The 22,296-nt window shown below is 70.1% G+C and carries 22 protein-coding genes; 8 read left to right on the top strand and 14 right to left on the bottom strand.

Going from position 1 to position 22,296, the window contains the following annotated elements; all coding sequences use genetic code 11:
- Positions 1 to 46 precede the first annotated feature (46 nt).
- The 4 genes from ACTWQO_RS16050 to ACTWQO_RS16035 are packed head-to-tail and all read right to left on the bottom strand — an operon-like array spanning position 47 to position 4,501.
- Positions 47 to 1,033: a MerR family transcriptional regulator gene (locus ACTWQO_RS16050; RefSeq protein ID WP_443237991.1), complete on the bottom strand. Its 987-nt coding sequence runs from the start codon at positions 1,031 to 1,033 to the stop codon at positions 47 to 49.
- Complete coding sequence (locus tag ACTWQO_RS16045; RefSeq protein WP_443237990.1) at positions 1,030 to 1,908, bottom strand: metal-dependent hydrolase; 879 nt, start codon at positions 1,906 to 1,908, stop codon at positions 1,030 to 1,032. The genes ACTWQO_RS16050 and ACTWQO_RS16045 overlap by 4 nt, the downstream gene beginning before the upstream one ends.
- Entirely contained in the window at positions 1,905 to 3,662 is a 1,758-nt protein-coding gene (locus ACTWQO_RS16040) for an SDR family oxidoreductase (protein ID WP_443237989.1), read from the bottom strand. The genes ACTWQO_RS16045 and ACTWQO_RS16040 overlap by 4 nt, the downstream gene beginning before the upstream one ends.
- Entirely contained in the window at positions 3,659 to 4,501 is an 843-nt protein-coding gene (locus tag ACTWQO_RS16035; RefSeq protein ID WP_443237988.1) for a M24 family metallopeptidase, read from the bottom strand. The genes ACTWQO_RS16040 and ACTWQO_RS16035 overlap by 4 nt, the downstream gene beginning before the upstream one ends.
- Before the next feature lie 257 nt (positions 4,502 to 4,758).
- Between ACTWQO_RS16035 and ACTWQO_RS16030 the strand changes: the two genes are divergently transcribed.
- The 5 genes from ACTWQO_RS16030 to ACTWQO_RS16010 all read left to right on the top strand — a co-directional run bounded on the left by ACTWQO_RS16030 (position 4,759) and on the right by ACTWQO_RS16010 (position 8,611).
- Positions 4,759 to 5,739: an ABC transporter ATP-binding protein gene (locus ACTWQO_RS16030; protein WP_443238051.1), complete on the top strand. Its 981-nt coding sequence runs from the start codon at positions 4,759 to 4,761 to the stop codon at positions 5,737 to 5,739.
- Complete coding sequence (locus tag ACTWQO_RS16025) at positions 5,729 to 6,637, top strand: ABC transporter permease (protein ID WP_301982368.1); 909 nt, start codon at positions 5,729 to 5,731, stop codon at positions 6,635 to 6,637. The genes ACTWQO_RS16030 and ACTWQO_RS16025 overlap by 11 nt, the downstream gene beginning before the upstream one ends.
- On the top strand, positions 6,634 to 7,545 hold the full coding sequence (locus ACTWQO_RS16020; protein ID WP_443237987.1) for an ABC transporter ATP-binding protein: 912 nt from the start codon (positions 6,634 to 6,636) through the stop codon (positions 7,543 to 7,545). The genes ACTWQO_RS16025 and ACTWQO_RS16020 overlap by 4 nt, the downstream gene beginning before the upstream one ends.
- Positions 7,546 to 7,554: 9 nt before the next feature.
- The gene (locus tag ACTWQO_RS16015) at positions 7,555 to 8,274 is read left to right on the top strand and encodes an ABC transporter permease subunit (protein WP_443237986.1); all 720 of its coding nucleotides are present in this window, start codon (positions 7,555 to 7,557) and stop codon (positions 8,272 to 8,274) included.
- Between the two features lie 97 nt (positions 8,275 to 8,371).
- Positions 8,372 to 8,611: an SGM_3592 family protein gene (locus ACTWQO_RS16010; protein WP_443237985.1), complete on the top strand. Its 240-nt coding sequence runs from the start codon at positions 8,372 to 8,374 to the stop codon at positions 8,609 to 8,611.
- A gap of 399 nt (positions 8,612 to 9,010) precedes the next feature.
- Here the strand turns inward: ACTWQO_RS16010 and ACTWQO_RS16005 are convergent, their stop codons facing one another.
- From ACTWQO_RS16005 to ACTWQO_RS15965, 9 genes are all read right to left on the bottom strand, one after another.
- The gene (locus ACTWQO_RS16005; RefSeq protein WP_443237984.1) at positions 9,011 to 9,817 is read right to left on the bottom strand and encodes an HAD family hydrolase; all 807 of its coding nucleotides are present in this window, start codon (positions 9,815 to 9,817) and stop codon (positions 9,011 to 9,013) included.
- On the bottom strand, positions 9,814 to 11,091 hold the full coding sequence (gene serS / locus ACTWQO_RS16000; RefSeq protein WP_443237983.1) for a serine--tRNA ligase: 1,278 nt from the start codon (positions 11,089 to 11,091) through the stop codon (positions 9,814 to 9,816). The genes ACTWQO_RS16005 and serS overlap by 4 nt, the downstream gene beginning before the upstream one ends.
- Before the next feature lie 608 nt (positions 11,092 to 11,699).
- Entirely contained in the window at positions 11,700 to 12,632 is a 933-nt protein-coding gene (gene pheA, locus ACTWQO_RS15995) for a prephenate dehydratase (RefSeq protein WP_443237982.1), read from the bottom strand.
- Between the two features lie 70 nt (positions 12,633 to 12,702).
- On the bottom strand, positions 12,703 to 13,989 hold the full coding sequence (gene efeB, locus ACTWQO_RS15990) for an iron uptake transporter deferrochelatase/peroxidase subunit (RefSeq protein ID WP_443237981.1): 1,287 nt from the start codon (positions 13,987 to 13,989) through the stop codon (positions 12,703 to 12,705).
- A 9-nt stretch (positions 13,990 to 13,998) separates the two neighbouring features.
- The gene (locus tag ACTWQO_RS15985; protein WP_443237980.1) at positions 13,999 to 15,897 is read right to left on the bottom strand and encodes a copper resistance CopC/CopD family protein; all 1,899 of its coding nucleotides are present in this window, start codon (positions 15,895 to 15,897) and stop codon (positions 13,999 to 14,001) included.
- Positions 15,898 to 15,912: 15 nt separating this feature from the next.
- The gene (locus ACTWQO_RS15980; RefSeq protein ID WP_443237979.1) at positions 15,913 to 16,368 is read right to left on the bottom strand and encodes a copper chaperone PCu(A)C; all 456 of its coding nucleotides are present in this window, start codon (positions 16,366 to 16,368) and stop codon (positions 15,913 to 15,915) included.
- Positions 16,365 to 17,015 (bottom strand): SCO family protein, encoded by a 651-nt coding sequence (locus tag ACTWQO_RS15975; RefSeq protein WP_443237978.1) that lies wholly within the window; start codon positions 17,013 to 17,015, stop codon positions 16,365 to 16,367. Before ACTWQO_RS15975 ends, ACTWQO_RS15980 begins: the two co-directional genes overlap by 4 nt.
- Positions 17,016 to 17,133: 118 nt before the next feature.
- A complete protein-coding gene (locus tag ACTWQO_RS15970; RefSeq protein ID WP_443237977.1) occupies positions 17,134 to 17,880 on the bottom strand; it encodes a YcnI family copper-binding membrane protein in 747 nt (248 codons plus the stop codon).
- Positions 17,881 to 18,045: 165 nt separating this feature from the next.
- Positions 18,046 to 18,852: a hypothetical protein gene (locus ACTWQO_RS15965; protein WP_443237976.1), complete on the bottom strand. Its 807-nt coding sequence runs from the start codon at positions 18,850 to 18,852 to the stop codon at positions 18,046 to 18,048.
- A 235-nt stretch (positions 18,853 to 19,087) separates the two neighbouring features.
- Here ACTWQO_RS15965 and ACTWQO_RS15960 point away from each other — a divergent pair, with 235 nt between their 5' ends.
- A complete protein-coding gene (locus ACTWQO_RS15960; RefSeq protein WP_443237975.1) occupies positions 19,088 to 19,534 on the top strand; it encodes an ATP-binding protein in 447 nt (148 codons plus the stop codon).
- Positions 19,535 to 19,547: 13 nt separating this feature from the next.
- Here the strand turns inward: ACTWQO_RS15960 and ACTWQO_RS15955 are convergent, their stop codons facing one another.
- On the bottom strand, positions 19,548 to 20,540 hold the full coding sequence (locus ACTWQO_RS15955; protein ID WP_443237974.1) for an esterase/lipase family protein: 993 nt from the start codon (positions 20,538 to 20,540) through the stop codon (positions 19,548 to 19,550).
- A gap of 176 nt (positions 20,541 to 20,716) precedes the next feature.
- Here ACTWQO_RS15955 and ACTWQO_RS15950 point away from each other — a divergent pair, with 176 nt between their 5' ends.
- Together ACTWQO_RS15950 and ACTWQO_RS15945 are read left to right on the top strand one after the other, a co-directional pair.
- Positions 20,717 to 21,277, top strand: coding sequence for a GNAT family N-acetyltransferase (locus ACTWQO_RS15950; RefSeq protein ID WP_443237973.1), 561 nt, complete (start codon positions 20,717 to 20,719; stop codon positions 21,275 to 21,277).
- Positions 21,278 to 21,359: 82 nt separating this feature from the next.
- Positions 21,360 to 22,292 carry an intradiol ring-cleavage dioxygenase gene (locus ACTWQO_RS15945; RefSeq protein WP_443237972.1) on the top strand — a complete coding sequence of 311 codons (933 nt, stop codon included), beginning with the start codon at positions 21,360 to 21,362 and terminating at the stop codon, positions 22,290 to 22,292.
- Positions 22,293 to 22,296: the final 4 nt, after the last annotated feature.

The raw sequence follows: 22,296 nt of genomic DNA, 5'->3' as shown, positions 1-22,296 counted from the left end.
TTATCCACAGGGGATTTGGCGACTCTGTGGACAACGAGCCGTCGATTCAAGGGGTTTCGTCAAGATCAGCTGGTGTGGCCGGACTTGCGGCAAGATCGTCCAAGGCGCGGGCCCGCACCTCGCGTTCGGCGGCCAGCGCGATGAACTCGGCTGCCTTCCCCGGACCAACGAGCTTCTCCACGGCCCGCATCGCCCCCGCCGGAATTGTCACGGATCGTGACTCCTCGCTCGCTTGCGGAGCCTCGTCCGTGCCGAGGTGCTGCCGCAGGTGCCGCACTGCGAACAGACGCATGGCGCGGGCGAGTTCGGCGTCCACGGACTGGCGGGCGAGGGGCCGCAGACGTCGTACGAGCGAGGCCGCCTCAGCGGCGTCCGCGTCGGTCGGACGGTGCGCACCGTCCAGGTAGCGGGCGAAGATGTGCTCGGTGGTGAACTCCAGGAAACGGGCCGCGATGTGCTCGACCTGGCCCCTCAACTCCCGTAGGTGGCCCGAGATCGCGGACAGGGGGACACCGGCCGCGTGCAACTCGACGGCCACGGCGAGTTCTTGGGGGCTGGGCACGAGGAACGAGTCGTCGTCGCCCGGCACCGGCTCCAGCACACCGAGTTCGACCGCGTCGGCGACCGCCGCGTCGTCGGGGGAGCCGCCGAACCGCTCGTCCAGCTCGGCGCGAGAGATCCGTACCGCCTCCTCGTCGGTCCACGGACCGTCGACCTCGGCGACCAGCCCGAGCACGCCGCCGAGGCCCCGTCCGGCGTCCCAGGCCTCCAGGAGCTCCTTGATGGAGGCCAGGGTGTAGCCGCGGTCCAGGAGATCGGCGATCTGGCGCAGACGGGCGAGATGCGCGTCGCCGTACACGTTCGCCCGGCCACGGCGCTCGGGGCGGGGGAGCAGGCCGCGGTCCTGGTAGGCACGGATGGTGCGGACCGTGGCGCCACTGAGGTGCGCGAGGTCCTCGATCCGGTAGGCGGGCGCGGTCCCCGCCCCGGCTGCGGCGCGAGGCCCCGGGACTCCGGCACCCTCCTCGCTCATGCCGCCGCCCTCGCCGCGGGTGACCTCCGCAGATACTCGACCGCCCGGGTCAGCGACCCTTCCTGCGAAGGGTGGTACGACCGCTTGAAGTAGCGGGGTATCGCGGCGCCCAGTTCCCGCCACGCAGGCAACAGGCCCTTTCGGACCGCCACGTTGTGTTCGGCGAGGGAGTAGCGCAGGCGGCCGGCGAGCTGCGGATCGTGACGTATCAGGTACGCCGTGCCCCACACCCACAGGTAGAGCATCACCGGCGCGGTGACGGCCATCGCGGCGAGGCGGCGGGCGTAGCGGGGTGTGCCTTGGCCGCCGCAGTGCTGGTACATGTCGAAGGCGACCGCGCGGTGCTCGACCTCCTCAGCGCCGTGCCAGCGCAGCAGATCGAGCATGACCTCGTCGGCATCGGCACGGTCCAGGCCGTCGGCGGCCAGCACCCAGTCGCCGAGCACGGCCGTGAACTGCTCGATCGCCGCGACGACGGCCAGCCGCCAGCGCAGCCACTCCGGCTGCGGTATGGGTGCGCCGAGCGGTGGGCGTTCGCCGAGCAGCCGCTCGAAGAGGAAGTCGACGTACTGGGTGAACTCCGCCGTGTCCAGCTGCTGTGCCTTGAGGTGGTCGAGCACATGCGCGTGCTGCACGCTGTGGGTGGCCTCCTGGCCCATGAACCCCTTGACGTCCGCAAGGAGTTCGGGATCCCGCACCAGCGGCAAACCCTCCTTGAAGACCTTCACGAACCACCGCTCCCCCGCCGGCAGCAGCAGGTGCAGCACGTTGATGACGTGCGTCGCGGTCGGTTCGCCGGGGATCCAGTGCAGTGGTGTGCGGGCCCAGTCGAAGGACACGCGGCGTGGGGTGATGGCGTACCGGTGATCGCTCATAGCGGTGGCTCCAGCCGGGCGACGGCCCGCAGTGCGCGGGGCGTGAACCGGGACATGAGCTGGGCGCCGCGCGCCTCGGGTGTCACCGGGACGACGGCCTGGTTCTTCACCACCGCCCGCAGGATCGCGTCGGCGACCTTCTCCGGCGGGTAGTTCCGCAGCCCGTACAGACGCGCGGACTTCTTCTGGCGCCGCTTCTCCTCGGCGGCGTCGACCCCGGCGAAGCGTGCGGTCGAGGTGATGTTGGTGTTGATGAAGCCGGGGCATACCGCCGTCACGCCGATGCCCTGTCCGGCCAGCTCCGCGCGCAGGCACTCGCTCAGCATCAGCACGGCCGCCTTGGAGGTGCTGTAGGCGGGCAGCGCCTTGGAGGGCTGGTACGCCGCCGCCGACGCGGTGTTGACGATGTGGCCGCCCTGTCCGCGCTCGGCCATCTGCTTCCCGAAGAGCCGGCAGCCGTGGATCACGCCCCACAGGTTGACGTCGAGGACCTTCTTCCAGTCCTCCGGGGTGGTGTTCAGGAAGGAGCCGGACAGGCCGACCCCGGCGTTGTTCACCAGCACGTCCACCACGCCGTACTCGGCGGCGACCTTCTCGGCGAGCTGCTCCATGGCCTGCTCGTCGGAGACGTCGACGGTCTCCGCCCAGGCCTCGGGGGCGCCGACCAGCCGGGACAACTCGGCGGTGCGCGCCGCGGCCTCCGCGTCCCGGTCGACGGCCACCACGCGCGCGCCCGCCTCGGCGAACGCGAACGCCGTGGCCCGCCCGATGCCGCTGCCCGCGCCGGTGACCAGGACGAGCTGCCCGCCGAACCGGTCCGCGTGCCTGCCCGTGGCGCTCATCCGCGGTCTGCCACCCTCGACGGCGGTCACGAACTCGGAGATCCACGCCGTCAGTTGGTCAGGCCGGGAACGCGGGACCCAGTGCTTCGCGGGGAGCGTGCGGCGGGTCAGCTGCGGCACCCACTCCTCCAGTCCGTCGCACAGCTTCTCCGACAGGAACGCGTCCCCCAGGGGCGTGATGAGCTGCACGGGCGCGTGCGCGTAGGCGTCCGTGCGGGGCCTGCGCAGCCTCGGCCGTACGTTGTCCCGGTACAGCCAGGCTCCGTGGGCCGCGTCCCTGGGGAGCGAGGCAGTCGGGTAGCCGTCGCCGGGTACGCGCTCGACGCGCTCCAGGATGCGTGGCCAGCTCTTGCCGAGGGGGCCGCGCCAGGCAAGTTCGGGCAGGACCGGTGTGTGCAGCAGGTACACGTACCAGGACTTGGCGCCCTGGCCCAGCAGCTGGCCGACCCGGCGCGGGGTGGGGCGCTTCACGCGCGTGTGGATCCAGTGTCCGAAGTGGTCCAGGGACGGCCCGGACATCGAGGTGAAGGACGCGATCCGCCCCTCGGTGCGCTGGACGGTCACGAACTCCCAGGACTGCACCGAGCCCCAGTCGTGCCCCACCAGGTGCACCGGCCGGTCCGGGCTGACCGCGTCCACGACCGCCAGGAAGTCGTCCGTCAGCTTCTCCAGCGTGAACCCGCCGCGCAGCGGTTGCGGTGCCGTGGACCGGCCGTGGCCCCGGACGTCGTACGCCACGACATGGAAGCGGTCGGCGAGGCCGGCGGCGACCTCGGACCACACCTCCTTGCTGTCGGGGTAGCCGTGCACGAGGACGACCGTCGGCCGGTCCGGGTCCCCCAGCTCGGCGACGCACAGCTCGACCCCGCCGGTCCGCACCCGGCGCTCCCGCGCCCCCTTCAGCACCGTCACTTGTCCTCCGCCCAGCGCCGCACGTGCGGCAGATCGTCGTCCAGCCAGAAGGCGCTCTCCTCGGGGTCCCTGGAGTCGGTGACGACCAGGATCTCCTCGAACTTCGCGCCCGTACCCCGGAAGCCGAGATGGGGTTCGACCGCCCACAGCCCCGGCTGCGGCGGGTGGTCGGAGAAGCGGTACGGCGACCACAGCGGCGACCAGCCCTCGCGGTGACCGTGCAGCGCGTCGCTCGCCAGGCCCTTCAGGGACTGGGTGCCGAACCCGAACACATGCGGCGACCAGCGGCGCTCCTCGACCCGGTCCACCTTGTGGGCGATCACGCCGAACGGGTAGGCGCGGTGCCGGTTGGCGTAGCCCTGGCGGGCCATGAGCCGGTCCACGTCCTCGTAGATCTCCTTGAGCGGGCGGCGCTCGCGCACCTCGCGCAGGATCAGCTCACGGTGCGCCTCCAGGTCGGCCATCAGCTTGTCCTGTACGGGGTTGAGGCCGAGCGAGCCGGAGTAGCCGATGTCCGCCGTGCAGCCCTCGAAGACCGGGGCCATGTCCAGGATGAACGGCATCCCGGGCTCGAGCCGGCGGTTGGTGGGAAAGAACTGCAGCGGGATGCGGAAGTTCACGAACGCCGTGCGGTCGCCGAACCAGGCGAAGGGCAGATGGAACCAGTCCCGCACGCCCCGCTCACGCAGCCACTCGCGCTGCATCCGCGCCGCCTCGCGTTCGGTCACCCCCGGCTGCAACCGGGCCGCGACCGCCTCCGCGCACGCGTACGCCAGGCGCTGCACCGTCCGGAACTTCCGCAGCTCCGCGGCGCGTTCAACTGCAACAGCCGTCGTCATCCGACACCGCCCACCCTGTCCACGCTGACCGCGGTACGTGTCCGTAACTTGACACTGGCGAATGTGACAGTTGTTGGAGGCTGCGTCAATAGGCCTGTGCGGGCCTGTGGACAAGGCCGCCGATGTGGAAAAGATGGCCGACGTTGTTCGACCTCAGGGTGACCCCTAGGGCCCCGTAATACTCGAGAGGGACGCCAAGACGGCTCTCCGGTCTGACGACCCGAGTGGTTTGCGTCACTACCGTCTTACACGTGACTGTGATCGCGACCGAAAGCCTGAGCAAGCGGTTCCCCCGGGTGACCGCGCTTGACCGGCTCTCCGTGGACGTCGAGCCCGGTGTGACCGGACTCGTCGGAGCCAATGGAGCCGGCAAGTCCACACTGATCAAGATCCTGCTGGGTCTGTCCCCTGCCACCGAAGGCCGTGCCGAAGTGCTCGGACTCGACGTCGCCACCAAGGGCGCCGCGATCCGCGAGCGAGTCGGCTACATGCCGGAACACGACTGTCTGCCGCCGGACGTCTCGGCCACCGAGTTCGTCGTCCACATGGCACGCATGTCCGGCCTCCCGCCCGCCGCCGCGCGCGAGCGCACCGCGGACACCCTGCGCCATGTCGGTCTGTACGAGGAGCGCTACCGCCCCATCGGCGGCTACTCGACCGGCATGAAGCAGCGCGTGAAACTGGCCCAGGCCCTGGTGCACGACCCGCAGCTGGTCTTCCTGGACGAGCCGACCAACGGCCTCGACCCGGTCGGCCGCGACGAGATGCTCGGCCTGATCCGCCGGATCTACACCGACTTCGGCATCTCCGTCCTGGTCACCTCGCACCTGCTGGGCGAACTGGAGCGCACCTGCGACCACGTCGTCGTGGTCGACGGCGGCAAGCTCCTGCGCTCCAGCTCCACCACGGACTTCACCCAGACCACGACGACGCTCGCCGTCGAGGTCACCGACACCGACGAACACCCGGACGGCACCCGCGCGATGCGCGAGGCGCTGCTCGCGCGCGGGGTGGACCTTCTCGACTCGGCGAGCGGCCTGCCGGGCGCCGGTCACATCCTGCTGCTCACCGCGCAGGGCGAGGAGACCTACGACCTCGTCCGCGACGTGGTGGCCGACCTCGGCCTCGGCCTGGTCCGCATGGAACAGCGCAGGCACCACATCTCCGAGGTCTTCACGGACGAGGCCTCCCAGGACACCGACGCACAGCGGAAGGAGGCCGTCGGCCATGGCAGTTGAGCACCCCGTAGCGGCACCCCCGGGCGACCAGACCCGCATCCACAACATCGGCTACCGCAACTACGACGGCCCCCGCCTCGGCCGCTCCTACGCCACCCGCTCGCTCTACTCGCAGTCCCTGCGCGGCTCCTACGGCCTCGGCCGCTCGGTGAAGTCCAAGGTGCTGCCGATGCTGCTGTTCGTGGTGATGTGCGTGCCCGCGGCCATCATGGTCGCCGTCGCGGTCGCCACGAAGGCCAGCAAACTGCCCGTCGACTACACGGAATACGCGATCTTCCTTCAGGCCGTCATCAGTCTGTATGTCGCCTCGCAGGCACCCCAGTCCGTCTCCCGCGACCTGCGCTTCAAGACCGTGCCGCTGTACTTCTCACGGCCCATCGAGACCGCCGACTACGTACGCGCCAAGTACGCGGCGCTCGCCTCGGCCATGTTCATCCTCACCGCCGCCCCGCTGATCGTGCTCTACGTGGGCGCGCTGCTCGCGAAACTCGACTTCGCCGACCAGACCAAGGGATTCGGCCAGGGACTCGTCGCCGTGGCTCTGCTCTCACTGCTCTTCGCCGGGATCGGCCTCGTCATCGCCTCGGTCACCCCGCGCCGCGGCTTCGGCATCGCGGCCGTGATCGCCGTCCTGACCATCTCCTACGGCGCCGTCTCCACGCTTCAGGCCATCGCCGACGCACAGGGCACGACCGACGCCATCGCCTGGATCGGCCTGTTCTCGCCGATCACGCTCATCGACGGAGTGCAGTCGGCGTTCCTCGGAGCCTCATCGGCCTTCCCAGGCGCCGTCGGCCCGTCCAATGGCGAGGGCGTGGTCTACGTCCTCGTCACCTTGGGCCTGATCGCCGCCTGCTACGGCCTCCTGATGCGCCGCTACCGAAAGGTCGGACTGTGACCACGCTCTCCATCGACCACGTCTCCCGCTGGTTCGGCAACGTGGTCGCCGTCAACGACATCACCATGACGATCGGCCCCGGTGTCACCGGCCTGCTCGGCCCCAACGGCGCCGGAAAGTCCACCCTCATCAACATGATGGGCGGCTTCCTGGCCCCCTCAACGGGCACCGTCACCCTCGACGGCCAGCCGACCTGGCGCAACGAGCAGATCTACAAGCACATCGGCATCGTCCCCGAACGCGAGGCGATGTACGACTTCCTCACCGGCCGCGAATTCGTCGTCGCCAACGCCGAATTGCACGGCCTCGGAGCCAAGGCCGCCCAGAAGGCCCTGGCCACCGTCGAGATGGAATACGCGCAGGACCGCAAGATCTCCACGTACTCCAAGGGCATGCGGCAGCGCGTGAAGATGGCCAGCGCCCTGGTCCACAACCCCTCGCTCCTGCTCCTCGACGAACCCTTCAACGGCATGGACCCGCGTCAGCGCATGCAGCTGATGGACCTGCTGCGGAAAATGGGCGACGAGGGCCGCACGGTCCTGTTCTCGTCCCACATCCTCGAAGAGGTCGAGCAACTCGCCCGCCACATCGAGGTCGTCGTCGCCGGACGGCACGCGGCCAGCGGCGACTTCCGCAAGATCCGCCGCCTGATGACCGACCGCCCGCACCGCTACCTGGTGCGCTCCAGCGACGACCGCGCGCTCGCGGCCGCGTTGATCTCCGATCCGTCGACGGCCGGCATCGAAGTCGACCTGGCCGAGGGCGCGTTGCGCGTCCAGGCCGTCGATTTCGGCCGTTTCACCGCCCTGTTGCCGCGGGTGGCCCGGGACCACGGCATCCGTCTGCTGACGGTCTCGCCGTCCGACGAGTCCCTCGAGTCCGTGTTCTCGTATCTGGTCGCGGCGTAGGAGGCCAAGATGTACGACCCCACAGTCGCCCGACTCACCTACCGAGCCCTGCTCGGCCGTCGCCGGGCCCTCATCCTGGGCGCCCTGCCCCTGCTGCTCATCGCGATCTCCGTGATCGTGCGCGCCCTGGTCGGCACGGACGATCAGACCGCGGCGGACCTACTGGGCGGCCTCGCGCTCGCCACCATGGTGCCGATCATCGGCGTCATCGCCGGCACCGGAGCGATCGGCCCGGAGATCGACGACGGCTCCGTGGTCTATCTGCTGTCCAAGCCGGTGAAACGCCCCACGATCATCTTCACCAAGCTGATCGTCGCGATCGCCGTGACCATGGTGTTCTCGGCGGTGCCGACCCTGATCGCCGGCTTCATCCTCAACGGCAACGGCCAGCAGATCGCCGTCGCCTACACGGTCGCCGCATTGGTCGCCTCCATCGCGTACGCCGCGCTCTTCCTGCTGCTGGGCACGGTGTCCAAGCACGCGGTGGTCTTCGGACTCGTCTACGCGCTGGTCTGGGAGGCACTGTTCGGCTCCCTGGTCTCCGGAGCGCGCACGCTCAGCGTCCAGCAGTGGGCGCTGGCCGTCGCCCACAAGGTCGCCGGCGGAGACATGGTGACCTCGGACGTCGGACTGACGACGGCCACGGTGCTGCTGGTCGTGGTGACCATCCTCGCCACCTGGTACGCCGGGCAGAAGCTGCGGTCGCTGACGCTGGCGGGCGAGGAGTAGACACCCCGCTCATTGACAGGGACTTGTTGACAGGACCTTCACCCCTGTCGGGACACACTGGGCACAACGGGGGACGCACGGCAGGGAGGCACCGGGGATGGCAGGAGAGTCGACGCAGGGCGGCGAACAGCCGGAGTCGGGGGACGCCTGGGACGAGTTGGTCCTGGACGACGACTTCATACGCTCCGCCGAGACCTCCGAGCCGTCCGCCCGCGCCCGGATGCTCGCCGCCCGTTGGCGCGAGGAGAAGCCCGAACCCCAGCCATGGCGGTCCGACGAGCCGCCCGCGGGGTGGTTCTTCAGCAAGTCCCGTCGGCGCAGGCGGCGGCGCCGGTAGCGGTCCCACGGCCGCCCCTAATTCAGTGGCGTCCAACTCGTCGTACAGGCACAGTGGTTGTGTCCACGACGCCGGGCGGTGAGTTCGGCGCCACGTTCTGGGAGAGGAACTGCGCGATGTCCATGCACGGCAGTACGCACAGCTCCCGACAGGGCAGCCCGCGGCGAGTTCCGGTGTAGTTACCCCACCGTCGAACCCGCTCCGCACGGGGAGCTGCCCGGGGCGGCCGCTTCGAGCACGCGACGTCGCTCTCGCGTGGGCCGCCCTCCCTTTAGCCCCCTCGCCGAAGGGGGCACCCCCGCTGGGGCGCACGGGGTTGGCCGCGCAGCTCGGCGCCACGAGGTGCCGCTGCGCCCACCCGTGCCGCCCCAGCGGCACGACTGCCCGCAGCTGTGCTCGTCAGTCGGCGAGCAGACGCTCCAGCACCACCGCGATCCCGTCCTCCTCGTTGGACGCGGTCACCTCATCGGCCACAGCCTTCAGCTCCTCATGGGCGTTGGCCATCGCCACCCCGTACGACGCCCAGCCGAACATCGGCACGTCATTCGGCATGTCGCCGAAGGCGATCGTCTCCGCGGCCTTCACACCCAGACGGCGCGCGGCCAGCGACAGCCCCGTCGCCTTCGACAATCCCAGCGGCAGCAGCTCGACGATGCCCTCGCCGGCCATGGCGACGGTGACGAACCCCCCTGCGGCCCGCCGCGAGGCTTCCGCCAGCTCGTCGTCCGACAGCTCAGGGTGCTGGATGTAGATCTTGTTCAGCGGCGCCGTCCACAGATCCGACGCGTCCGTGAACGGGATCGACGGCAGCGCCCCCGTGACCGCGTAGCCCGGCCCGACCAGGACCTCACCGTCCAGCCCGTCCCGGCTCGCCGCCAGATACAGCGGCCCGACCTCCGCCTCGATCTTCGCCAGGGCCACCCCCGCCAGCTGCCGGTCCAGCGTCACCGACGTCAGCAGACGGTGCTGCCCGGCGTCGTACACCTGCGCGCCCTGGCCGCAGACCGCGAGGCCCTCGTAGCCGAGGTCGTCGAGGATGTGCCGCGTCCACGGGACCGCGCGGCCGGTCACCACGATGTGCGCGGCACCGGCCTCCGTGGCCGCGGCGAGCGCCTCACGGGTGCGGCGGGAGACCGACTCGTCGGACCGCAGGAGCGTTCCGTCGAGGTCGGTCGCGATGAGCCGATAGGGGAAACCGGCGCTCACTTGGCCACCGGCTCCAGGACCTCTCGGCCGCCCAGGTAGGGACGCAGCACCTCGGGCACGTGGACCGAGCCGTCGGCCTGCTGGTGGTTCTCCAGGATCGCCACGATCGTGCGCGGTACGGCGCACAGCGTGCCGTTCAGCGTCGCCAGCGGCTTGACCTGCTTGCCGTCACGGAAGCGGATCGACAGACGGCGGGACTGGAACTCGGTGCAGTCCGAGGTCGACGTCAGCTCCCGGTACTTGCCCTGAGTCGGGATCCACGCCTCGCAGTCGAACTTGCGGGCGGCCGAGGAGCCCAGATCACCGGTCGCGACGTCGATGACGCGGAACGGCAGCTCCAGCGACGTCAGCCACTGCTTCTCCCACTCCAGCAGGCGCTGGTGCTCGGCCCGCGAGTCCTCCGGGGCGACGTACGAGAACATCTCGACCTTGTCGAACTGGTGGACGCGGAAGATGCCCCGTGTGTCCTTGCCGTGCGAACCGGCCTCGCGGCGGAAGCAGGGCGAGAAGCCCGCGTAGCGCAGCGGGAGGCGGTCGGCGTCGATGATCTCGTCCATGTGGTACGCGGCGAGGGGTACCTCGGAGGTGCCGACCAGGTAGAGGTCGTCGTTGGCGAGGTGGTAGACGTCCTGGGCGGCCTGGCCGAGGAAGCCGGTGCCGGCCATCGACTGGGGGCGGACCAGCGCCGGGGTCAGCATCGGCGTGAAACCGGCAGCCGTGGCCTGCGCGATCGCCGCGTTCACCAGCGCCAGTTCCAGGAGCGCGCCCACACCCGTCAGGAAGTAGAAGCGCGAGCCCGAGACCTTCGCACCGCGCTCGACATCGATCGCGCCGAGCAGCTGGCCGAGCTCCAGGTGGTCCTTGGGCGCGAAGCCCTCGGCGCCGAAGTCGCGGATCGTGCCGTGCGTCTCCAGCTCGACGAAGTCCTCCTCGCCGCCCACGGGGACGTCAGGGTGGACGAGGTTGCCCAGCCGGAGCAGTAGCTCCTGGGTCTCTGCGGCGGCGGCGTCGCGCTCCGCGTCGGCCGCCTTGACGTCGGCGGCGAGCTGGCTCGCCTTCTTCAGCAGCTCGGCCTTCTCGTCCCCCGAGGCCTTGGGGATCAGCTTGCCGAGCGCCTTCTGCTCGGCGCGCAGCTCGTCGAAGCGGACGCCGGACGACCTGCGCCGCTCGTCGGCAGACAGGAGGGAGTCGACGAGCGCGACGTCCTCTCCACGGGCGCGCTGCGACGCACGCACACGGTCGGGGTCCTCACGGAGCAGGCGAAGGTCAATCACGCGGCCAAGGCTACCGGTGCGGACTGACGGCACACGACTCACTATTCCGAGCGGTGTCCGAACCGAGTCTTACGTTGCGTTATGAGTGAATTGCCCTGTGTGTCAACAAAAGGCGTCTCACCCCCTGGAACGGGTCATCGGCTTGGCGCCCGGTTGACTCGATTTCCTTGCGGGGAACGGGACTTGGGGGATCCGTTGTCCACAGGGCTCCACAGCCTCGAAGAGTTATCCACAGGCTGTGCGAAAGATCTGTGGATGTCGCAAGTGATCATTCCGAATCGCGTCCGCCGTCCGAAGAATTCCCGAGCCAAACCACCCCCAGGCTCACTTTCGGGTGGAAATGGGTCGCCCCAAAGGATTGACCCAAGGAAACGGGTGGACGAAGAGTGACCGCAGGGGCTGTGGACGAACTTGCCCGCTGTACGGCGATTTGTCGACCAAGTCGCGCTCCGTTGTCGACTTGTCCCCAGGTCGAGATGGCACCCTGTGGATAACTCCTGTGGATAACGTAAATCAGCAGGTAGGACCGGCCGAAACCAGCCCGCAACCCGCGCGTCATGTGCCGTCTGCCTGCCCGGCACCAAGGCTCAGCGACCCGGAACCCGGGCTCAGAACCGCCCGTCCTGGCAGCGCGCCACCCACTCCGACGCCGACACGAACTCGTCGTCCGAGGTCCCCTTCAGCGGAGCCCGTACATCCCCAGGCTGCACATCGGCACGCGGATACGAACCGAGGAAGCGCACCTGGAGGCAGATCCGCTTGAGCCCCATCAGGGCCTCGGCGACCCTGCGGTCCGAGATGTGGCCCTCGGCGTCGATGCAGAAGCAGTAGTTGCCGATGCCGGCGCCGGTGGGCCGGGACTGGAGCAGCATCAGGTTGATGCCCCGGGTGCCGAACTCGCCCAGCAGATCGCGCAGCCCGCCGGGGTGGTCGTCGCGCTGCCACAACACGACGGAGGTCTTGTCCGCGCCGGTCGGCGCCGCGGGCCGGGCGGGTCGGCCCACCAGTACGAATCGGGTCTGGGCGTTCTCGGCGTCATGGATCCCGGTCTCCAGGGCCTCGAGGCCGTACCGGGCGGCGGCGAACTCGCCGGCGAAGGCGGCGTCGTACTGGCCCTCCTGGACCAGGCGAGCGGCGTCCGCGTTCGAGGCGGCCGACTCCCAGTGCGCGTCCGGGAGGTTGTTCTTCAGCCAGTTCCGGACCTGCGGCTGGGCCGCCGGATGTGCGGAGACCGTCTTGATGTCCGACAGCTTCGTGCCCGGCCGGACCAGAAGCGCGAAGGTGATGGACAGCAGCACCTCGCGGTAGATCATCAGCGGCGCGCCCGCGACGAGCTCGTCGAGGGTGGTCGTGATGCCGCCCTCGACGGAGTTCTCGATGGGCACGAACGCGGCCTCGGCCTCACCGCCGCGGACCGCGTCGAGCGCGGACTGCACGGACACGTAGGGGATCAGCTCCCGGGTGGCCGCCTCGGGAAGGGTGCGCAGGGCGACTTCGGTGAAGGTGCCTTCAGGGCCGAGATACGCATAGCTGGCTGGCATGACCTCACCCTAATGGGCCCTCAATGACACGGCCCACGCATCTCACCGGAGCCCCTCGGGCAAGCCACTCTCACCCCTCCAGCAACCGCTGCCCCACGTACTCCCCCTCCGCGGCCCCACCCGGCACCGCGAACAGCCCGCTCGCCTCGTGCCGGATGAACTTCGACAGCGCGTCCCCCCGGTCCAGCTTTCGCTGCACGGTCACGAAGCCGCGCAGCGGATCCGCCTGCCAGCAGACGAACAGCAGCCCCGCGTCCGGCACGCCGTCCGTGCCGAAACCGTCGTGGTACGAGAAGGGCCGCCGCAGCATCGCGGCCCCGCCGTTCTGGTCGGGCCGGGTGATGCGCGCGTGGGCGTTGATCGGGACGACGAGATTCCCTTGCGCGTCCGTCTTCTCCAGGTCCATCTCGGTCGTCTCGGCGCCCCCGGACAGCGGCGCCCCGTCGGACTTGCGGCGCCCGATGACGTCCTCCTGGGCCTTGACCGAGAGCTGCTCCCAGTCGTCGAGGAGCATGCGGATCCGTCGTACGACGGCGTAGGAGCCGTTCGCCATCCACTCCGGGTCGTTCGACGGGGACGCCGGCACGAAGATCCGCTGGTCGAAGTCGGACTCGCTCGGCTTGGGGTTGCGGGTGCCGTCGATCTGGCCCATGAGGTTGCGTGCCGTCATGGGGTGGGCGGTGGCGCCGGGCGAGCGGTTGAAGCCGTTCATCTGCCAGCGGATGCGGGCCGCGCCGCCCGCGTCCTTCTGGATGGCGCGCAGCGCGTGGAAGGCGACCAGGGCGTCGTCGGCGCCGATCTGGACCCACAGGTCGCCGTTGCTGCGGGCCTTGTCGAGATGGTCGGAGGAGAAGTCGGGCAGCGGGTCGAGGGAGACCGGCCGCTGCTTCTCCAGGCCGGTACGGGCGAAGAAGCTGTGTCCGAAGCCGAAGGTGACCGTCAGCGAGGACGGCCCGGCGTCCCGCGCCACATCCGTGTCGTCCTGCTGCGCCGCCTCCCCCGCCATCAGCCGCCGTGCCGTCTCCGACCAGCGCCGCAGCAGCGCGGCGGCTTCCTTGCGCCCCGCGCCCGCCGTCAGGTCGAAGGCGATCAGGTGCCCGCGAGCCTGGAGCCCCTCGGTGATGCCGGGCTGATGTTTCCCGTGAAACATCGCCTGCCCGGCGCCGAGCGAGGTCAGCGGCGTGGCCTCGGAGGGCGCCGCCGTGTACCCCACGGCACCGCCCGCCGCTCCGAGGACGAGCCCGGTGGCACCGGCGGTGCCGAGGAGCTTCCGCCGCGAGATGCCCTCGTGAGCGACAGGAGCCGCGTCAGGGGCGTCAGACGTACGGGCCCCAGGGATGGACGTGTGGTCAGCCATGATGGTCGTTCAGCCGATCTGCGCGTTCTTGTCGACGGTCACTTGGTCGATGTCGGAGGTCCGTACGGTCACGGCGATCTTCCACTCGCCCGCCATGGGGATCTGCACCCCGGTCGCCGACCAGTGGCCGGTGGTGATGTGGTCGGGCGTGACGGGCAGCGGCCCGATGTTCTTGGACTCAAGGGTGAAGGCGACCTTCACCTCGGGGATGTCGAAGGCCCGGCCGTTGGGACGCTGCACGTAGACGTGCATCTCGTTGCCGCCCACGCGCGCGGGGTCCAGGTCGATCCGTACGAGGCCCTTGCCGTCCTCGCCGCCCGTGTCGAACGGCATGTCCAGGGTCAGCGCCCCGGACGCCGAGTCCGAGGAAGAAGCGGCGGACGAGGTCGCGGCCTTGGCGTCCTCCTCCGTGCGTCCCGGCTCGGTCTGGGTCAGCACGGTGGTGACGGCGAGCAGGACGACGGCGACGCCCGCCTCCGCGAGCACGGAGCGCCGTAGCCCGAACCGGTTCGGATCGGCGTCCCGTGACCGCTTCTGCCGCGCCTCGTCCATCGCGGCCTGCTGCCGGGCGAGCTGCGCGGCCCGCTTGGAGTCGCCGTCGGCCTGCTTCGTGTCCCGGCTCACCCGGGCACCAGCGGGCTCTTTCTCGACGACCTCGACATTCGCCGCCACGGGCACCGTCTCCGCCAGCCGGGCCGTCCACCGCCGTGAGAGGTATGCGACGCCGACGAGCAGCACCACGAGTCCGATCTTGACGAGCAGCAGCTGGCCGTACGTCGTGTCGGTGAACGCCGACCAGGAGCCGAGCTGGCGCCAGGACTGGTAGATCCCGGTCGCGACCAGCGCGACGACGCTGCTGAAGGCGACGGTCGAGAAGCGGCGTACGGCGGTGGAGTCGAGCGGGTTGTCCGCGGGCGCCCGGTACAGCGCGAGGAGCAGCGCGGTGAGTCCGCCGAGCCAGGCGGCGACGGCGAGCAGATGGAGGACGTCGACCGGCATCGCGATCCCGGCCTGGATACCGACGGAGGCGTGCTCGGACATCGCCCAGCTCGACGCGAGCCCCGCGGCCACGACGACCCCGCCGACCGCGAGCCCGAAGGTCAGGTCCCGCTTCTCCTCTTCCTCCCGCTTGTCGTAGGCGCCGAACAGCACCGCGATGAACAGCGCCGCCGCGGCGAGCAGCAGCAGCCGGGAGACGAGGGCCGCGCCCGTCTTGGTCTGGAGGACCTGCCCGAGCAGATCCAGGTCGAAGATGTCGCCGGCCTTCCCGCTGCTGGTGTAGGAGCCGCGCAGGAGCAGCAGCCCGAGGGTGGCCGCGGTGAGCGTGATCCATCCGGAGACGACGAGCCGTTGCATGGCCCGCACTCCGGAGCCGCGCTGCCAGCAGGCCAGGACGAAGGCGGCGCCGCCGACCAGCACGATGAATCCGGCATACGACATGTACCGCCCGAACCCGTACAGCCAGCCCACGACCCCGCCGCCCACGGTCTCGTCGGCCACCGAGACGGAGGTGGCGGAGGGGGCGCCGATGGAGAAGGTGTAGGCGCCGGCGACGGGATGACTGTCCGCGGAGACGACCTGGTAGGAGACGGTGTATGTGCCGTCGGGCAGGCCGCTGTGCAGCTTCACGGAGTACGTCGTCCCGGTCACGTTGGACGGGGCGCCGCTGTCGACGCGCTTGCCCTTGGGGTCGAGCACGCGCAGGGAGTCGTCGGACGTCGAGACCTGCTCGGTGAAGGTCAGCGACACCTGGGCCGGGGCCTTGTCGACCACCGCACCCTGCTGGGGGTCGCTGCCGCTCAGCGCGGCATGTGCGGACGCCTGCCCGGCTCCGGCGAGGAGCAGCCCGGTCGCGGCCAGGAGCAGCAGCACCAGGGTCCGGACGCGGGGGGCGATGGTCTGTGTCACAGGTGGGTCCCTCCCTCAGTGCCCGGTCTTGGGGTTGTACGTCGCCGACTTCACCGGCATCTCAACCGTGATCGGGCCGGACTCGGCGAAGTGCAGTTCGACGGAGAGCGTCTCGCCCTGCTTCGGCTTCCGCTTCAGCTTCTCGAACATCAGGTGGTTTCCGCCGCTCTTGAACACGAGTTGACCGTGTGCGGGTACGTCGAGGGAGGCGACCTCCTGCATGGCCGAGCCGACGGTCTCGTGGACGGTGACCGTGCCGGCGTCGCTGGTGACGGAGGTCAGCTCGTCCTTCGTACCGCCCTTGTTGTCGATGGTGAGGAAGCCCGCCGCCATGGAGTCCGAGACCGGCTGCGGCATGTAGGCGGCGCCGACGGACAGTTCGGGCTCGCTGTCCGCCGAGGCCGAGCCGCCGCAGCCGGCCAGGACCAGCGTGCCCACCAGGGCCGTGCCGGTCAGGGCGATCCGCTTCACGGGTTCTCACCCTTGATGAGCTTGGGGAGGTCGGCGGTGTAGTCGTCGACGGTGGCGTCCTCGCCGTAGAGGACGTAACCCCCGTCGGTCTTCGGGGAGAAGGCGATGACCTGGGTGCCGTGCGTGGAGACGATCTTGCCCTTCTCCTTGTGCGGCGGCTCGATGGAGATGCCCAGGGTGCGGGCGCCGGCCTGGATGGTGGCGAAGTCGCCGGTCAGGCCGACCACCTGCGTGTCGATGCCCTTGAGCCACTTGCCGAGCGCCTTCGCGGTGTCCCGGTCGGGGTCGGTGGTGACGAACACGACCCGCAGTTGGTCCTGTTCGGCCTTCGGCAGCTGCTTCTTGGCGACGGCGATGTTGTTCATCGTCAGCGGGCAGACGTCGGGGCAGTTGGTGTAGCCGAAGTAGAGCAGGGTCGGGTGGCCCTTGGTCTCCTTGCGGAAGTCGTACGACTTGCCGTTCGTGTCGGTGAGGACGAGGTCCGGCTTCTCGAACGGCTTGTCGAGGATGGTGGCGGCCTTGTCCGTGGCGGCCTCCTCGGAGACCACGGCGACGGGCGAGTCACCGCCGTCGCTGCTGCCGCAGGCGGAGAGGGTCAGGGTGGCGGCGGCGAGCAGCGCGGCCGCCGCGAACGTCTTCTTGTGCATAGAAAAATGTCCCAGATGTGTGAACTCCGGCGCGCGCCGGGGGCGTATGGCCCGACCGGGCCTTTGGGGGGCGTGCGGACGAGTCGTACGCCCCCGGCGCGCACCGCGGATGGCGGGCTCAGGCGTTGTCGGTGCGTCGGCGGCCGGCGAGCACGCCGTAGGCCACGCCCAGCGCGCCGATGACGATGCCGACGATGCCGAGCACGCGGGCGGTGGTGTCGCTGCTGTCGGTCTCGGCGTCGGCGGTGGTGGTCGCGGCGGCTGCCGCGGCGTCGTCGGCGGGCTCCTGGCTCGCCCCCGAGCCGTGGTGGCCCTCCTCGGCGGCGGACAGGGTGAGCACCGGAGCCGGGTTCTCGGGCTCCTCCTGGCCCTCCTGCTGCTCCTCGATCCAGCGGACGACGTCTCCGTTGGAGTAGGTCTGGAGCGCCTTGAAGGTGAGTTCGTCGGTGTCCTCGGGCAGCGCGCCCATGGAGACCGGGAACTTCTGGAAGAAGCCGGGCTGGATCCCCTTGTCGGTGCCCGTGCCGGTGGCGGTCCAGGTGATCTTGGTGATCGCCTCGGAGAGCTTCTCGCCGTGCACCTCGACGGGCTTGTCGAGCGTGGACTTGGTGGTCTTGATGCTCCAGCCCTCGACCGGCTCCGGCATCACGGATGCCAGCGGGTGGTCGGTCGGGAAGTTGATCTCGAGCTTGGTGGTCGAGGCGTCGTCCTGTTCGTTGGGGACGCGGAAGTCGACGACCGCGTAACCGCCCTTGGCGGCGGTCCCCTCGGGCTGCACGGAGACGTGCGCGAACGCGGGGGAGGACAGGACGACGACGGCCGAGGCGGCGAGGGCGCCGGCGGCGGCGAGACGAGAGGCCTTCATACAGGGCACTCCACTTCGAGTGAGAAGTCGCGGATTCCGGTGGTGAAGAGGGGTACACGCGCGCGTGGGTGCTGTTCGGCACGAGAACCGGCACGCGTGTGTGCCGCGCGACGGCGGCCCCTTACGGATCCGTGACTCCGTACGTCGTGAAGGGCGCGCGTCGCGTCAGGCGGCGAGAACAAGCCGGGCGGCCGGCGGGCCGCGTCTGATCACCGTGTGCTGGAGTGCGGTGGTGCGGGGCCGCGGTGGCGCGAGCGGCGCGGTGCGCGTCGGACGCGGACCGGCTTCCGGCGTGGCGGGCAGCCCGGCGCTCAGGGCACGCGCCAGCGCGAGCGCCCCGCGCAGGGATCGTACGAGCGCCCCCTCGGCGACCCCGTGCGCCGACAACTCGACGAGCCGCAACAGCGCCAGGTCCCCCCGGCGCAGCAGCCACCCCGCCGCGATCGCCGCGAGGACATGGCCGAGCAGCATCGGCAGGGACGGCAACAGGGACGTGGAGGGGGCCGCGGCTACGGTGTCGGCCGCATGATCCGTGTGCGTACCCACCGGCTTGATCCGCGCCTCGGTGAGGATCCGGTGGGCCTGTGCGGGGCTGATCGCCGCCGCGGCTGACCCGCACACCAGGCGGGCGGCCTGCGCGACCAGCGAGGCGTCACCGGCGGAGCCCGTCGTCGAGCCGGCCGAAGCCGTCGCGGCATGCTGCCCGAGCCCGAACACCGAGTGCAGGACCACCTGCCCGACCGCGAGCAGTCCCGCGATCCCCGGCAGCGAACGCACCCGCCCGGCGAGCGGCGCCGCCACCCCGAAGACCCCCAGGAATCCCGCGCCCAGCGTCCACAGCGGCACTGTCGCGCAGGAGGCGAGGGCGTGCCCGGCAGCGGCCAGCACGACGCAGACCGCGGCGAACACCGCGGCCCGCAGCACCCGGAGATCCTGTCCGGAGCGCGCCCAGCGCTGGTGGGGGGCAGTCATGGCGGGCCAATCATCGCACTGGCCCTACGGGTCCCCCACGGCAGGTCCGCAACATGGCGTACGACCGGAAGATCACCTTCTGGTGTGTCTCGCCCCTGGATGCCCCCCGCATACACCGATCAACGCCCCCGGCACATCGGCCGTATGGGCGGCATCACGTCAACGATGCGCTTACGCCCGGGCGCTTGCGGCAATACGTAACGGTATGTCGAGCCGCGGGCCGGGAGGCTGGAGCATGAGCATCTGGTGGTCACTCCATCTGCGGCGCGAGGCTGCGAGCGTTCCCCTGGCCCGACGGCTTCTGCTCGGCACGATGGAGAGCGCGGGCGTCGACCCCGACATCTCCTACGACCTCTCCGTCGCCCTCACCGAGGCCTGCGCGAACGCCGTGGAGCACGGCGGCGACACCGGGCACGGCGGCTCGTCGGAGGCCTACCGCGTCACCGCCTACCTCGACGGCGAGAAGTGCCGTATCGAAGTGGCCGACTCAGGACCGGGCTTCACCGGCCGGCAGAGCCTGCGCCCCTCCCACAGCGAAGCCGAGCACGGCCGCGGCCTGTACCTCATCCGGGAACTCGCCGACCACGTCCAGATCGGCAACAAGCCGGGACGTGGCGGCGCGGTGGTCAGCTTCGACAAGATCCTCAAGTGGAAGAACGACGCCCAGCTGATGGCGGTGTGACGCCTGTGGCGGGTCAGCCGCCGAGGAGGGGCGCCGAGAAGCGGCAGCTCACGGGCCGGGCATGGGCGGGGTCGAGGGCGTTGCCGACGAGTTGCAGGGCGTTGGAGTCGTAGGCGATCGACACATGTTCGGAGACGTCCTGGGGACAGACCTCCTGGAGAAGGATGTTGCGTACGGTCGCGCCAGGACCTGCCTTGAGGAACTGGTGGTGGTAGGGCGTGACGACCTCGTCGTATCGCGTGGTGATCACCGTGTAGTCGACGCCCGGCTGTGTGTCGCCGTCCCGGTCGAGCGTGGTGTGCACCTGGGACCCGACCATCTGGTCCGCGTACGCCTGTCCCGCGACGAGGGACACCGTCTGGTTGAGACCGAGTTCGGTGGTGAGGGTGCCCAAGCCGGAGGCGGTGGCGCCGTGGTTGGACGGGGCCAGGCCGATGAGCCGGCGGACCTTGTTGTGCGCCTTGTCCGCCGGGTTCGTGCCGCCCTCGAACCGCAGGTACCAGCGGGGCAGCACACCGCCGCCCTGGGAGTGGCCCACCAGGTCGACCTGCCGGGCACCGGTGGCCTCCAGCACGCGGTCCACGTAGCGGGCGATCTCGCGGGCGGAGTCGGGGATGTGTCGGGTGGCCTTGAACGGAACTCCCGGCTGCCCGCCGTAGTTCGGCGCGAAGACGCAGTACCCGGCGTTCTTCAGCCAGGTGGACAGCATGATCCAGTTCAGGTTGGCGTTCGACCAGGTGGCGTGCAGCAGGACGACAGGGCGCGGGTGAGCGGCGCTCGGCCGGCACTGCCAGTCGTTCGCCCCCGGTGGTGAGGCATCCGGCTGGAGGGTTCCGCGGATCATGGCCTCGGGGCCCGAGACGGTCGGCCCCCCGGGCGGTTTCGGGGCGTCGGCGGCGACCGACGTGGTCGGGGAGCCGAGTACCAGGGCCGTGATGGCGCCGAGGGCTGCCAGCCAAGTGATCAGGCGGGAACGCGACGCGGGCCGGACAGTGCTATGTGACATTCTACTGCTCCTAGTCAGAGTCCTGGTCACACGCAGACGCCCAAGATCATCAAGGAGCGGCCGTCAGCCCCACGGCCGACCCGCACCGCACCCACCCCCGTTGGAGTAGCGCTTTTCATACGTGCGGCTCTGCCCAGCCCCGTCACCTCGGTCTTCAGGGTCCTTAGGGTGGGCGGATGGAGATCGCAACCGAAGAGCTGCCGGGCGGGGTGACACTCCGGCTCACCGCGCCGTCCGACGCGGTCGCACTCTGTGAGGCGTACGTCGAGAACCGGGACTTCCTCGCCCCCTGGGAGCCGCGCCGCCCGGAGAGCTTCTTCACCGTCGACGGACAGGCCGAACGCATCGAGGCACGGCTGCGGGAGTTCGCCGAGGGCCGACTCGTGCCCTGGGTGCTGGTGTCCGGCGGCCGGATCGTCGGGACGATCACGCTGACCGGCATCACTCTGGGGCCCTTCTGCAGCGCCTATCTCGGCTACTGGGTCGCCGCCGACCACCAGAAACGCGGCCTGGCGACCGCCGCCGTACAGCAGGTGTGCGGTATCGCCCGCGACCGCGTCGGACTGCACCGGATCGAGGCCACCACCCTGCTGGACAACACGGGATCCCAACGCGTGCTGGAGAAGTGCGGGTTCGAGCCGATCGGCACCGCCCCGCGCTACCTCCACGTCGACGGCCAGTGGCGCGACCACCGGATGTTCCAGCGGATCCTGCACGACGAGCACCCGCGGCTGTGAGGCTTCAGGCTCCTCAGCATTCACAGCCGGAGCACAGCGCCCGCCCATCTCCCTGACGGACGGCGTCCCTACGTTCCCGACCATGACGGGAAACCACAGGAACAACACGATCACCCGGCGCCGCGCCCTCGCGGTGACCGGTGGCACGGTCGCGGCGGGCGGCCTCGCCGTCGCCGGTTACCAGACGGCGTTCGCCGACGAGACGACGACCGCCGAAGCGACCGCGACCGCCTCGGCGAGCGCCACCAGCAGCGGCGACGCCTGCATGACGCTGATGTCGAGCGTCACGGAAGGCCCCTACTACCTCGACGGTGCCCTGGTGCGGAAGGACATCACCGAGGGCAAGAGCGGCGTCCCGCTGACCCTGCGCCTCACCGTCGTCGACGCCACCGACGGCTGCACCCCGGTCCCCGGCGCGGCCGTGGAGATCTGGCACTGCGACGCCTGGGGCTACTACTCCGGCTACACCACCGCCAACCCCGGCGGCTCGGCCCCCGCCGAGAACGAGGACGGCTCGACGGCCAACGACAAGACCTACCTGCGCGGCTACCAGGTCGCCAATGCCAACGGGGTCGTCAAGTTCGAGACGATCTTCCCGGGTTGGTACACCCCGCGCACCTGCCACATCCACGTGAAGGTGCACACCGGCGGCGAGAAGGAGGACGACACCTACGAGGGCGGCAAGGTCAACTACACCGGCCAGTTCTTCTTCGACGACGAGATCGCCCAGCAGATCTTCACCCTGGAGCCCTACGCCCAGCACTCCGGCAGCTACACGACCCTCGACAACGACATGGTGTACGACGGCGGCGGCGCGTCCAGCGGCCTGCTCACCCTCAAACCGGTCAAGAAGGCCGACCCCTCCAGGGGCTACAAGGGCTTCCTCACCCTGGGCGTCGATCCGGACGCCGAGAACACCGGCGAGGGCAGCGGCGGTGGCGGCGAGGGCGGTACGCCGCCCACGGGCACCCCGCCGAGCGACGCCCCGTCGGCTTCGGCGTCCGCGGCCTCGTAGGTAC

Source organism: Streptomyces sp. 4N124, assembly GCF_052245395.1.
In the GTDB taxonomy this organism is placed as follows: Bacteria; Actinomycetota; Actinomycetes; order Streptomycetales; family Streptomycetaceae; genus Streptomyces.
The sequence above is the reverse complement of the archived record's forward strand: the minus strand, read 5'-3'. Positions and strand labels throughout refer to the sequence as shown.